This is a genomic window from Methylocapsa polymorpha, assembly GCF_045689225.1.
Taxonomy (GTDB): Bacteria; Pseudomonadota; Alphaproteobacteria; order Rhizobiales; family Beijerinckiaceae; genus Methylocapsa; species Methylocapsa polymorpha.
Genome location: NZ_CP136862.1, coordinates 1,820,706 through 1,832,500, shown reverse-complemented (window position 1 = coordinate 1,832,500; position 11,795 = coordinate 1,820,706). Strand labels below are relative to the sequence as shown.

Here is an 11,795-nt window from a genome sequence, read left to right as displayed (position 1 = left end):
GATGGCTGCTTCTAAGCCAACCTCCTGGTTGTTTTGGGATTTCCACATCCTTTCCCACTTAGCCACGAATTGGGGGCCTTAGCTGTTGGTCTGGGTTGTTTCCCTCTTCACGACGGACGTTAGCACCCGCCGTGTGTCTCCCGCGCATTACTTCCAGGTATTCGGAGTTTGGTTAGGTTTGGTAAGGTTGTGTACCCCCCTAGCCCATCCAGTGCTCTACCCCCTGGAGTATTCACGCGAGGCTCTACCTAAATAGATTTCGCGGAGAACCAGCTATTTCCCAGTTTGATTGGCCTTTCACCCCTAGCCACAAGTCATCGGAGTCTTTTTCAACAGACACCCGTTCGGTCCTCCAGTGAGTGTTACCTCACCTTCAACCTGCTCATGGCTAGATCACTAGGTTTCGGGTCTAATCCGACGAACTCGACGCCCTATTAAGACTCGCTTTCGCTGCGCCTACACCTATCGGTTTAAGCTTGCTCGTCAGATTAAGTCGCTGACCCATTATACAAAAGGTACGCCGTCACCCAGAACGAATCTTGGGCTCCGACTGTTTGTAGGTATCCGGTTTCAGGGACTATTTCACTCCCCTCGTCGGGGTGCTTTTCACCTTTCCCTCACGGTACTAGTTCGCTATCGGTCGCTGAGGAGTACTTAGGCTTGGAGAGTGGTCTCCCCATGTTCAGACAGGATTGCACGTGTCCCGCCCTACTCGAGTCTTCTGCATTTCGAAATCCGTACGGGGCTATCACCCACTAAGGCCCAATTTTCCAATCGATTCCAGTTAGAAATACAGAAGCACTGGCCTGGTCCGCGTTCGCTCGCCACTACTAACGGAGTCTCGTTGATGTCCTTTCCTCTGGGTACTTAGATGTTTCAGTTCCCCAGGTTAGCTTTTGTTCCCTATGTATTCAGGAGCAAATACCTTCTTTTGATATCTGCAAGTCCGAACCCTGAGAACTCCGGCCGCTCGCGCGGCGCAAATCTTCAGACTTCAGAATTACAGATATCGAAGGTGGGTTTCCCCATTCGGAAATTCACGGATCAAAGCTTGTTCGCAGCTCCCCATGACTTATCGCAGCGTACCACGTCCTTCATCGCCTCTCAGCGCCAAGGCATCCACCGGATACCCTTAAGACACTTGATCGCTCTCATTATCGATGCCCACCGCTCGGCAGCGGCCGGCCTGAACTCCGTTCTGGAGCGCAAGCCAATGGACTCGATCATAAAAGACCAGTTTGCTTCAAATACATCCGAGGACGGTGCGGTCATGCTCCGCCCACTGACTGAAGCGCTTGCTTTCGGCGATCGAAATCGCCTCAAGCAATCGGATGTATTTCCTCTTCACGATGTAAGATAACCCGCTCTGACGACAATGCGCGTCAAAGCGAAACTTTGTCTATGGACGAAGCCGGCAAGCAAAGCGGCCGGATGATCAACCAATCTGGTGGAGCCAGACGGGATCGAACCGACGACCTCATGCTTGCAAAGCACGCGCTCTCCCAACTGAGCTATGGCCCCTCCAGAATGCGGAGGCCAAAAAGCCAGACCGAAAACACGTCATGCTCTTCAGTGTTTTGACCTTAGCCTTCCGGCTACAGAATGGTGGGCCTGGGAAGACTTGAACTTCCGACCTCACGCTTATCAAGCGCGCGCTCTAACCAACTGAGCTACAAGCCCAAGCCTTTGCTCAAGCCTGCGCAGGCAGCCTGAACCATTGCGCGACCCACGGCGACGCGTCACGAGGACATGCGTCCAAGCGCCGCCAGGACCGCGCAGGCTCGTCCAGGAAGAAAGAGAAACGAAGGCGGCGAAGTCCCGCATATTCGGTCTGACTGACCGATTGTTCTAAGCGATCCAATAAGCGACGAACGAATGTCCGCCGACTTGAAGGATCATCCTTAGAAAGGAGGTGATCCAGCCGCAGGTTCCCCTACGGCTACCTTGTTACGACTTCACCCCAGTCGCTGACCCTACCGTGGTCGTCTGCCTCCTTGCGGTTAGCAAAACGCCTTCGGGTAGAACCAACTCCCATGGTGTGACGGGCGGTGTGTACAAGGCCCGGGAACGTATTCACCGTAGCGTTCTGATCTACGATTACTAGCGATTCCACCTTCATGCACTCGAGTTGCAGAGTGCAATCCGAACTGAGACGGCTTTTTGAGATTTGCTAAGGGTCGCCCCTTCGCATCCCATTGTCACCGCCATTGTAGCACGTGTGTAGCCCAGCCCGTAAGGGCCATGAGGACTTGACGTCATCCCCACCTTCCTCTCGGCTTATCACCGGCAGTCCCCCTAGAGTGCCCAACTGAATGATGGCAACTAAGGGCGAGGGTTGCGCTCGTTGCGGGACTTAACCCAACATCTCACGACACGAGCTGACGACAGCCATGCAGCACCTGTGTCCCCGGCTCCGAAGAGAAGAAACCATCTCTGGTAACCGTCCGAGGCATGTCAAGAGCTGGTAAGGTTCTGCGCGTTGCTTCGAATTAAACCACATGCTCCACCGCTTGTGCGGGCCCCCGTCAATTCCTTTGAGTTTTAATCTTGCGACCGTACTCCCCAGGCGGGATGCTTAAAGCGTTAACTGCGCCACTAAACAGCAAGCTGTCTAACGGCTAGCATCCATCGTTTACGGCGTGGACTACCAGGGTATCTAATCCTGTTTGCTCCCCACGCTTTCGCACCTCAGCGTCAGTATCGGGCCAGTGAGCCGCCTTCGCCACTGGTGTTCTTGCGAATATCTACGAATTTCACCTCTACACTCGCAGTTCCACTCACCTCTCCCGAACTCAAGATTCCCAGTATCAAAGGCAGTTCCGAGGTTGAGCCCCGGGATTTCACCCCTGACTTAAGAATCCGCCTACGTGCGCTTTACGCCCAGTAAATCCGAACAACGCTAGCCCCCTTCGTATTACCGCGGCTGCTGGCACGAAGTTAGCCGGGGCTTATTCTCCTGGTACCGTCATTATCTTCCCAGGTAAAAGAGCTTTACAACCCTAAGGCCTTCATCACTCACGCGGCATGGCTGGATCAGGCTTTCGCCCATTGTCCAATATTCCCCACTGCTGCCTCCCGTAGGAGTTTGGGCCGTGTCTCAGTCCCAATGTGGCTGATCATCCTCTCAGACCAGCTACTGATCGTCGCCTTGGTGGGCCATTACCTCACCAACTAGCTAATCAGACGCGGGCCAATCCTTCGGCGATAAATCTTTCTCCTTGCGGACGTATCCGGTATTAATCCAAGTTTCCCTGAGCTATTCCGAACCGAAGGGTATGTTCCCACGCGTTACTCACCCGTCTGCCACTCCCCTTGCGGGGCGTTCGACTTGCATGTGTTAGGCCTGCCGCCAGCGTTCGTTCTGAGCCAGGATCAAACTCTCAAGTTGAATGAGAATTTGGTACCGGCTGGTCACTATCTCTTGACGAGTCCCAAGCACACCTGTCTGCGAACCAAAGCTCGCTGACTTGGTGAACTTAAGTAAAACGTGACCGCCAGAGTATCTCATCGACCGCATCCACTAGGAATGCGGTCCGCAAGGACCCCGCCGTCCACGTTTCTCTTTCTTCCGATTCAATTGTCAAACAGCAATGCTTCTGCAAACTTCAGAAGCTTCAGCGATACAGGGTCTATACCCTATAGAGCGAACACTTTTCTCCCCGGTCTTGTCAACCGGGTGGTTTTAGGCCCGAGAAACTCGAGAAAAGAGATCCGCGCCAGCCGCTCCAGCGGCGTCGCCGTCGATGGGCGGGTTATAGGTCCAGCTTCCTCAGACTGTCAACACGTGTTTTTCAAAAACTTTGAAATTCCGGGTCTGGGTCCGAAGCCCGCCGTCACAAAGGCTTCGTGGCGGCGGGTCATCGAATTTATGATCGTCTGGCGAAAATGCAAGAGCCAACCATGGATTTTGGCGGAGATTTCGAAAGTCAGGCGAGACCAGCCTGAGCGAAGCCGGCGAGATTTATCCCGCCGCGCGCCAATCGGCGGAAGCGGGACCACGCAGATCGCCGAACTGAGACTCAAGCGTGACCGGACGACGTTGGCTCCCTTGCCCTTCGAAGATGTACGAAGCCTTTGATCTAGCATGGTTCTCCGCCAATCTGACGAGGCCAAACTCGGCAATCGGCGTGTCGAAATCCGCGCCGGCCGTTGCAACGTTTGAACGTGAAACGACTTGTTAAGGATAAAATCAGTTCGATTGCGCCATCGCTGAGGTTCGATAGGCTCCGAGGGGCGCTCAGCTTGAGCACGACATTTTCTAGCGTCGCCTCGGAACAAGGGCCGCGCGACGAACGAACTGAAACTTGGCGCTTTAGGTCGGGTCTTTCATCCGATCGATAGACCCGCGAGGGGCTCGCATGTCCGCGATCATCATCAATCTCGCTCTGCAACTGGTCAGCGGCGCGGCCGGCGGCTTCGTCTTCGCCAGGCTTACGGGCTTCACCCTCGGCCGCATCGGTGACGCCGTCAGCGGGGCCATAGGGGGCGCAATCGGCGGCCAGCTGCTTCAGAGCTTGATCCCAGCTCTGGCGGGCGGCGGCGGCTTCGACATAGTGTCCGTTCTCGGCAATTTGGCGGTTGGGGGCGTCAGCGGCGCGATCCTCGCCGTGATCGCCGGCCTGCTCGTGAACCCGATCGAATATTGAGGATCATCCCTTGAAAAATGGGCGGCCGCGCCTCCGGCGCCTGCGCATGGCGAGACGCTAGAGCGCTTCCCGATCAGATGGAATCATCTGATCGAAAAGGAATCGCTCAAATTCAAAAAGTTGGAGCATGTTCTGATCGAAAAAGTCGTTCAACTTTTTCGATCAGAACATGCTCCAAGCCTATTTGCCGGTCTTGACCCTTGTCCATTCCCGGGTGATGAATTTCTGCGTCGCCGGATCGTAGCTCTTGACCGTGAAGAGCCTGCTCATCACAGCCGCGTCGGGATAGATCGCCTTGTTGTCGAGAATATCCTTGTTGATGAGCGGCTTTGACGCGAGAACGCCATTGGCGAAATTGGTGGCGTTCGTGTTGCGCGCGGCGACCTCAGGCCGCAACAGGAAATCGATGAAGGCGTAGGCTTCCTCTACATGTGGCGCATCCTTCGGAATCGCCAGATTGTCGAGCGACATCAGCGTCCCTTCCTTAGGGATCCGGTAATCGATCACAATTTCGTTTTGCGCTTCGCGCGCCCTGTTGCGTGCCTGGAAACTATCGCCGGCCCAGCCCACAGCAAGGCAAATGTCGCCATTGGCGAGCGCGTTTATGTATTCGGACGAATGGAATTTCTTCACATTCCGGCGCAGAGCGCCGAGGAGATCGGCCGCGCGTTTGAGATCGTTCTGATTGCGGGAATCGGGATTGAGCCTCAGATATTGCAAGGCGATCGTGAAAAGATCTTCCGGACTGTCGAGGACGTAAACGCCGCAATCGGCGAATTTTTTCAAGGTTTCCGGCCTGAAGACGACGTCCCAGGAATTCGGAGGCTCATCGCCGAGCCTCTCCTTGGCTTTCTCGACGTCATAGGCGAGGCCCGTTGTGAACCACATATAATTGACCGCGTATTGATTGCCCGGATCATAGACGGCCAGCCGCGCCATGATCTCCGGCCAAAGGTTCTTGATGTTGGGGAGCCTTGTCTTATCGAGCTTTTGATAGAGGCCTGCGGCGATCTGTCTTTGCAGGAAAGGGCCGGAAGGCGCCACCACGTCATAGCCGGTCTTGCCAGCTAGGAGCCGCGTCTCGAGCACTTCATTCGAATCATAGGTGTCATAGACGACCTTGATTCCAGTTTCCTTGGTGAAGTCGTCAATGACCTTGGGGTCGATGTAATCGCTCCAATTATAGACGTTGACGGTTCTCTCCTGCGCGAGGACGGGGAGCGACGCGCCGGACAGCAAAAGCCCGAACGCCCAAACCATGATGCGAAGGGATTTCATTCGAGCCTTATCTTCCGAAACTCGGTCTTAGATCTATATGTCTTATTCGCAAGATAAGGGAACTTGCGCCAGCGGACAATTCCGCCGCGCCACCATCAATCCCCAGGAAGAGATCGGAGAGGCACTCATGCATGTCACTATCGCGGCGGCGGAAACCGCCATCGAGGCCGCGCGCAAGCGGGCAGTCGAGCTCGGGACCGAGATGTGCATCGCCATCGTCGATTCAGGAGCGAATCTCAAGGCGTTCTATCGCATGGACGACGCCTGGGTCGGCAGCATCGACATCGCGATCAAGAAGGCGAAGACCGCGGTCTTCTTCGGCATGCCCACGGGGCAAATCGGCAAGCTGTCGCAACCCGGCGGCTCTCTCTTCGGAATCGAACATTCCAACGAAGGGCTAATCACTTTTCCGGGCGGCCTGCCGATCGTCGACGACAAAGGCGTGCTGATTGGCGCCATTGGCGTCAGCGGCAGTTCGGTCGAGAATGATCACGCGGTTGCGCAGGCGGGCGGCAGCTCTGTCGGGGTCTGCGACCTGCCGGCGCATCCCTGGCGGACCTGACGTCAATCGCGAGGCCGCGCCCGTCTCGGCGCGGCCATGCCTGCGGAGGGCGGCGGTTTCAAGGGTTGGCTTCGAGGGTTTTCGTCTCATTGGGCAAGGGGCCCAGGATGATGTGGCTGAGGTTTATGTCCTTGCCGGGATAGCTGGCGCCGCCGCTCGTGTTGTGACAGCTGAAGCAATTCGTTCCGCCGCGCTGAACGAATGTTTCGAGAGTGGAATTGGCCAGGTTGATCGAGCCGATCGTTTGAGCCTCGAGATTGCCGTCGCCGGGCTGTAGCGTGTTGGCTAAGATCCAGGCGGTGCCGATCAAGCGATAATTGGCGAAGACGGGCTTGACCGCGGGGTGTTCCTTGATCCCCGTTTGGAAATTCTGATTGGCGGAAACGATGTCTTGCACGCGGGACTCCGGCGTCGCGCCGCCATAGGCGAATTCACGAAAGACATTGGTGATCGGCGCGATGATCTGGGTGGCCGAATCGATCGTGAGATTTCTTGACACATGATTGGAGGCGTCGGCTGGCGTCCCGCCTTTGTAGAATGTGTAGTTTTGACCGCTGACGGGCTTAGGAGAGTGCGGGTCCTCGCCGGGAGGCAGGTCAGGCGCATTGCCGATCTGCTCGAAAGTGCCCCAGGCGAACTCGGGATGATCCTTGATCACGCCAACCACGTGGACACCGACGAGGGCGACCGTGACGTTTGGCTCAGTCTGGCCGTTTGTTTCGACGCCGCCTTTGCCGTCGCTCTTCAAAAGGTCGAGGGTGGCCTTCGTCGTGAAGACGCCGCTCGTGTCCTCGCCTGGCGCAACGATTCGCCATGCGGCCTTCAAGACGGTTGCGGCGATTGGATATTCCAGCGTGGGCGCGGCCTTCTTGTAATTCTCGACCCCGAAATATGTCTTGGTGAAGTCGAAATAGACCGGATCCATATGGGTGGAATAATAGACGGCGCGCCCGTTCTGATCGACCAGAACGCCATCCGAGCCCGCCTGCTTGAATGAATTCATCGTTTTCGGCTTTGGGCTGCGCGGCTTGAGCACCAGAGTGCGCGGGCCAACCTTGGCGCGTAAAGCGTCGCCCGACAACAGATCGTCATAAGTGGGCAGAGCGAGGAAATAGGGCTCGCCGGTGGCCGGATCGGTCTGCATCCAATGGACAAATGCGGTCCACGACCAGACATGGAAATCGCAATCGACCTGCGGCGCGGGACCATTGGGGTTGATGAAGAGCGGCTCGAGACCTTTCGACTCCCACCAGCCGAGCGGGGCGTTGCAAACCGTCGCCGCGCCGAGCTCAGAATTCGCGCCTAGCGCAACCATCCCGAGGATCGAGACGGCGGCGCCGGCGGCGACCCGGCCCGAGCGGGCTCGCGTCCACACGCGAGGGAGAAATTGCTCGAGGGAAAAACGTGCGAACATCCGGCTCGTCAACATGTTTCGTCTCCGCTCCAGAAACCCTGACGATAGCCGGCTTCCGTTACGCCGTCATGACGCTGCACATGCGTGTAAAAACAGCGCAATTTCTTGATAGGGTTTGGCGATGAGAGGCGCGTAAGTATCGAAAATTAATTGACGTTATTTAATATTGATTCCGTGCCAAGTCAATCGTTGCCCACGGGCCAAAACCGAATTGCGCTATCCACATCTCGGCTCGGCGGCGCTCGTCTTGCGGCGATGAACCGCTTCCTCATCCTGCGCGCCCATGCGATTGAACCAAGCGCAAGGGACTAGCGATTTCAGCCTCATTCCGGATCGGCCTCAACATGCAAGATCCCGCAGCGCGCCAGCGCAGCCTTCTGGTCCTCGGCGGCGCCCGGTCGGGCAAGAGCCGCTATGCGCAGCGGCTCGCGGAAGCCTCCGGCCGCCTGCCGGTTCTGATCGCGACCGCGCAGGCGCATGACGAAGAGATGGCGCAACGCATCGCCCGGCACGCCGCCGACCGCAGCCCCAAATGGGCACTCGTCGAGGAGCCCGCAGCGCTTGCGGCCGCGTTGCGCCGGGAGGCGCGCGAAGACCGCATAGTCGTCGTCGATTGCGCTACGCTCTGGCTCAGCAATCTTCTCTTGCAGGGCGACGACCTCAGCGCGGCGACCGAGGAACTCGCCCAAAACATCGGCGAGCTCGCCGGACCCGTCATTTTCGTCTCCAACGAGGTTGGTCTTGGGATCGTCCCTGAAAACGCCATCGCGCGGGCTTTCAGGGACGCGCAAGGATGGCTCAATCAAGCGTTGGCTGAGTCTTGCGACGCCGTCGTCCTCGTCAGCGCAGGCCTTCCTCTGCGGCTCAAGCCTGCTAACGAGCCAAAGCTGGAGTTCTGACTCGGACTCCGCCGGCGGCGCCATCGTTGCAAATGCCGGAGCGAAGGAATAATGACATTTTTTTCAGCGTTGAATTTCGCGTAGCACAGGATTTTGATGTGAAAAAGGGCGCCTCCCCCCACCTTCGCCGCCTCGAGGCGGAGGCGATCTTCATCATGCGAGAGGTGGTCGCGGAATTCGAACGGCCGGTGATGCTTTATTCCATCGGCAAGGATTCGAGCGTCATGTTGCATGTGGCGCAGAAGGCCTTTTTCCCGTCAAAGCCGCCGTTTCCGCTGCTCCATGTCGATACGACATGGAAGTTCCGAGAAATGATCAGTTTTCGCGACGAGGCGGCGCAACGAGCGGGAATGGAGCTTCTGGTCCATATCAACGAGGACGGCGTGAAACGCGGCGTTTCGCCGATCGCCTCGGGGTCTTCCCTTCATACTCAAGTCATGAAGACGGAGGGGCTGCGCCAGGCTCTCGACAAATGGCGCTTCGACGCCGCTTTCGGCGGCGCTAGGCGCGACGAAGAGAAAAGCCGCGCGAAAGAGAGGATCTTTTCACACCGCTCCGCGGCCCATGCCTGGGATCCGCGCAATCAGCGCCCGGAACTCTGGCATCTCTTCAACACAAGGATCAAGCAAGGCGAATCGATGCGGGTCTTTCCCTTGTCGAATTGGACCGAGCTCGACGTCTGGGACTATATCGCGGCCGAGGAGATCCCCATCGTGCCGCTTTATCTCGCCAAGGAGCGTCCCGTCGTCGATCGCGACGGCGCTCTCATCATGGTTGACGACGACCGTCTGCCGCTCGCCCCCGGCGAAACCCCGCGCATGGAAAAAATCCGCTTCCGCACGCTCGGCTGCTATCCGCTGACCGGGGCGATGCGCTCGGACGCGGAGACCATCCCTGACATGATCGCGGAGATGCGCGCCTCGACGACCTCGGAGCGGGAGGGCCGGCTGATCGATCATGACGAGTCCGGCTCGATGGAAAAGAAAAAGCGCGAGGGTTATTTCTGATGCTGGAGCTTGTGCAGGCAGAATCCAACGCCGCGCCCTCGCCGGATGCGAGTCCCGCGCCCGCGCTTCCGACCCTGCGGCTCATCACCTGCGGCTCGGTCGATGATGGCAAATCGACGCTGATCGGGCGCCTGCTCTTTGAGCAGAGCCTCATTTTCGACGATCAGCTCGCCGCCCTCGAACGCGATTCCCGCCGGCATGGAACCGATGGCGACAATATCGACTTCGCGCTGCTCGTCGACGGGCTCGAGGCCGAGCGCGAGCAAGGCATCACCATCGACGTCGCCTATCGCTATGTTTCGACCAAAAGGCGCTCCTTCATCATCGCCGATACGCCTGGCCATGAACAATACACCCGCAACATGGCGACGGCCGCCTCCAACGCCGATCTCGCGATCCTGCTGGTCGATGCGCGCAAGGGGCTCCTGACCCAGACCTGCCGCCACGCCGCGATCGTCTCCCTGACCGGGATCAGGCATGTCGTCCTCGCCGTCAACAAGATCGATCTGACCGGGTTCGACGCCGCCGGCTTCGATAAGATCGTCGCCGATTTCAAAGTTTTCGCGGAGCCGCTCGGCTTCAAGACGATCGTCCCGATCCCTATTTCCGCGCGCCACGGCGACAATGTCTCGGAAAAGAGCGCCAATACACCCTGGCATCACGGCCCCGCCCTGCTCGCCCATCTCGAGGCGATCGACGTCGAAGAGGACAAGAGCGGGCAGCCGTTTCGCTTCGCCGTCCAATGGGTCAATCGCCCGCATCTCGATTTTCGCGGCTTTTCCGGCGAGATCGCAAGCGGGACGATCCGGCCCGGCGACGAAATCGTCGTCGCGGGCTCCGGCCGGGCCTCGCGCGTTGAGCGCATCGTCACCGCCGACGGCGATCTGGACTGCGCCGCGGCGGGCGACGCCGTCACCCTGACCCTCGCCGATGAGCTCGACATAGCGCGCGGCGACGTCCTATGCGATCCCAAGCGCCGGCCGGAGGTTTCCGACCAGTTCGCCGCGCATCTCATCTGGATGAGCGACGACAAGCTTTTGCCGGGCCGCTCCTATCTTTTGAAGGCCGGCGCCAGAACCGTTCCGGTCACGATCACCGAGCTCAAGCACCGCCTCGACGTCAACACGCTCGGCGAGCTCCCGGCGCGGACCTTGAGCCTGAATGAGGTCGGCGTCTGCAATCTCGCGACGACGACGCCGATCGCTTTCGATCCCTATAAGGAAAACCACGCGACCGGCGCCTTCATCCTCATCGATCGCGCGACCAACGCCACGGCGGCCGCGGGGCTGATCTCCTTCGGGCTCCGCCGCGCGACGAACATCCATCGCCAGGGCCTGAACATCGCCAAGCTCGATCGCGCGAGGCTCAAGAATCAAAGGCCCGCCGCGCTCTGGTTCACCGGCCTCTCGGGCTCGGGCAAATCGACCATCGCCAATCTGGTCGAATCCCGCCTCTATGCGCATGGCGTGCACACCATCATGCTCGACGGCGACAATGTCCGGCACGGGCTCAACAAGGACTTGGGCTTCACCGAGGTCGACCGGGTCGAGAACATCCGCCGCGTCGGCGAGGTGGCCAAGCTCATGACCGAAGCCGGCCTTATTGTCTTGTGCTCCTTCATCTCGCCGTTCCGGGCCGAGCGGCGGCTGGTGCGCGAACTTCTGGACCAGGACGAATTCATCGAGATTTTCGTCGATACGCCGATCGCCGAATGTATCGCGCGCGATCCAAAGGGGCTCTACAAGAAAGCCATCGCCGGAGAGATCAAGAATTTCACCGGCATCGATCAGACCTATGAGTCCCCGGAAGATCCGGAAATCATCGTCGCCCGCGACGGCCAAACCGCCGAGCAGGCGGCGGCCAAGATCGTCGCCGCATTGGTCGAGCGCGGCTTCATCGACAAGATCGACGATCTCGGCGACGATTGGTCGATCTGAGCGCCTCCTCCCCTAGCATCGCTGCACGCATTATGGCAGGATGATGGCGATT

8 protein-coding genes, 2 tRNA genes and 2 rRNA genes (1 of these 12 only partly in view) are annotated in these 11,795 nt (G+C 58.4%); 6 read left to right on the top strand and 6 right to left on the bottom strand.

The window, feature by feature from the left end; translation table 11 throughout:
- Nucleotides 1-1,147 (bottom strand): 23S ribosomal RNA (locus RZS28_RS08395) (it extends 1,682 nt beyond the left edge of the window).
- On the opposite strand from RZS28_RS08395, the gene RZS28_RS08390 reads away from it, so the two are divergent.
- Nucleotides 1,142-1,360, top strand: a complete 219-nt coding sequence (locus RZS28_RS08390) for a hypothetical protein (protein WP_407340857.1) — start codon at nt 1,142-1,144, stop codon at nt 1,358-1,360. The genes RZS28_RS08395 and RZS28_RS08390 overlap by 6 nt on opposite strands.
- Before the next feature lie 85 nt (nt 1,361-1,445).
- Here RZS28_RS08390 and RZS28_RS08385 read toward each other — a convergent pair.
- The 3 genes from RZS28_RS08385 to RZS28_RS08375 all read right to left on the bottom strand — a co-directional run bounded on the left by RZS28_RS08385 (nt 1,446) and on the right by RZS28_RS08375 (nt 3,388).
- A tRNA-Ala gene (locus RZS28_RS08385) sits at nt 1,446-1,521 on the bottom strand.
- 82 nt (nt 1,522-1,603) lie between these two features.
- Nucleotides 1,604-1,680: transfer RNA gene (locus RZS28_RS08380), tRNA-Ile, on the bottom strand.
- Between the two features lie 225 nt (nt 1,681-1,905).
- Nucleotides 1,906-3,388, bottom strand: a 16S ribosomal RNA gene (locus tag RZS28_RS08375).
- Together the 16S and 23S rRNA genes with 2 tRNA genes alongside form the textbook arrangement of a ribosomal RNA operon.
- A gap of 970 nt (nt 3,389-4,358) precedes the next feature.
- On the opposite strand from RZS28_RS08375, the gene RZS28_RS08370 reads away from it, so the two are divergent.
- On the top strand, nt 4,359-4,646 hold the full coding sequence (locus RZS28_RS08370; protein WP_407340856.1) for a hypothetical protein: 288 nt from the start codon (nt 4,359-4,361) through the stop codon (nt 4,644-4,646).
- Nucleotides 4,647-4,826: 180 nt separating this feature from the next.
- Here RZS28_RS08370 and RZS28_RS08365 read toward each other — a convergent pair whose 3' ends face one another.
- A complete protein-coding gene (locus tag RZS28_RS08365; protein WP_407340855.1) occupies nt 4,827-5,924 on the bottom strand; it encodes a polyamine ABC transporter substrate-binding protein in 1,098 nt (365 codons plus the stop codon).
- A 127-nt stretch (nt 5,925-6,051) separates the two neighbouring features.
- On the opposite strand from RZS28_RS08365, the gene RZS28_RS08360 reads away from it, so the two are divergent.
- The gene (locus RZS28_RS08360) at nt 6,052-6,486 is read left to right on the top strand and encodes a GlcG/HbpS family heme-binding protein (RefSeq protein WP_407340854.1); all 435 of its coding nucleotides are present in this window, start codon (nt 6,052-6,054) and stop codon (nt 6,484-6,486) included.
- 58 nt (nt 6,487-6,544) lie between these two features.
- Here RZS28_RS08360 and RZS28_RS08355 read toward each other — a convergent pair whose 3' ends face one another.
- Nucleotides 6,545-7,915: a hypothetical protein gene (locus RZS28_RS08355; protein ID WP_407340853.1), complete on the bottom strand. Its 1,371-nt coding sequence runs from the start codon at nt 7,913-7,915 to the stop codon at nt 6,545-6,547.
- A 329-nt stretch (nt 7,916-8,244) separates the two neighbouring features.
- Here RZS28_RS08355 and cobU point away from each other — a divergent pair, with 329 nt between their 5' ends.
- From cobU to cysN, 3 genes are all read left to right on the top strand, one after another.
- Nucleotides 8,245-8,799 carry a bifunctional adenosylcobinamide kinase/adenosylcobinamide-phosphate guanylyltransferase gene (gene cobU / locus RZS28_RS08350; protein WP_407340852.1) on the top strand — a complete coding sequence of 185 codons (555 nt, stop codon included), beginning with the start codon at nt 8,245-8,247 and terminating at the stop codon, nt 8,797-8,799.
- A gap of 155 nt (nt 8,800-8,954) precedes the next feature.
- Nucleotides 8,955-9,806 (top strand): sulfate adenylyltransferase subunit CysD, encoded by an 852-nt coding sequence (cysD, locus tag RZS28_RS08345; RefSeq protein ID WP_407341078.1) that lies wholly within the window; start codon nt 8,955-8,957, stop codon nt 9,804-9,806.
- Nucleotides 9,806-11,743, top strand: coding sequence for a sulfate adenylyltransferase subunit CysN (cysN, locus tag RZS28_RS08340; RefSeq protein WP_407340851.1), 1,938 nt, complete (start codon nt 9,806-9,808; stop codon nt 11,741-11,743). The genes cysD and cysN overlap by 1 nt, the downstream gene beginning before the upstream one ends.
- Nucleotides 11,744-11,795 lie beyond the last annotated feature (52 nt).

What these genes read in the sequence shown, in the direction of transcription:
- RZS28_RS08370 (WP_407340856.1), top strand. Translation starts at nt 4,359, where the DNA reads ATGTCCGCGATCATCATCAATCTCGCTCTGCAACTGGTCAGCGGCGCG.
- RZS28_RS08365 (WP_407340855.1), bottom strand. Translation starts at nt 5,924, where the DNA reads ATGAAATCCCTTCGCATCATGGTTTGGGCGTTCGGGCTTTTGCTGTCC.
- RZS28_RS08360 (WP_407340854.1), top strand. Translation starts at nt 6,052, where the DNA reads ATGCATGTCACTATCGCGGCGGCGGAAACCGCCATCGAGGCCGCGCGC.
- RZS28_RS08355 (WP_407340853.1), bottom strand. Translation starts at nt 7,915, where the DNA reads ATGTTGACGAGCCGGATGTTCGCACGTTTTTCCCTCGAGCAATTTCTC.
- cobU (WP_407340852.1), top strand. Translation starts at nt 8,245, where the DNA reads ATGCAAGATCCCGCAGCGCGCCAGCGCAGCCTTCTGGTCCTCGGCGGC.
- cysD (WP_407341078.1), top strand. Translation starts at nt 8,955, where the DNA reads ATGCGAGAGGTGGTCGCGGAATTCGAACGGCCGGTGATGCTTTATTCC.
- cysN (WP_407340851.1), top strand. Translation starts at nt 9,806, where the DNA reads ATGCTGGAGCTTGTGCAGGCAGAATCCAACGCCGCGCCCTCGCCGGAT.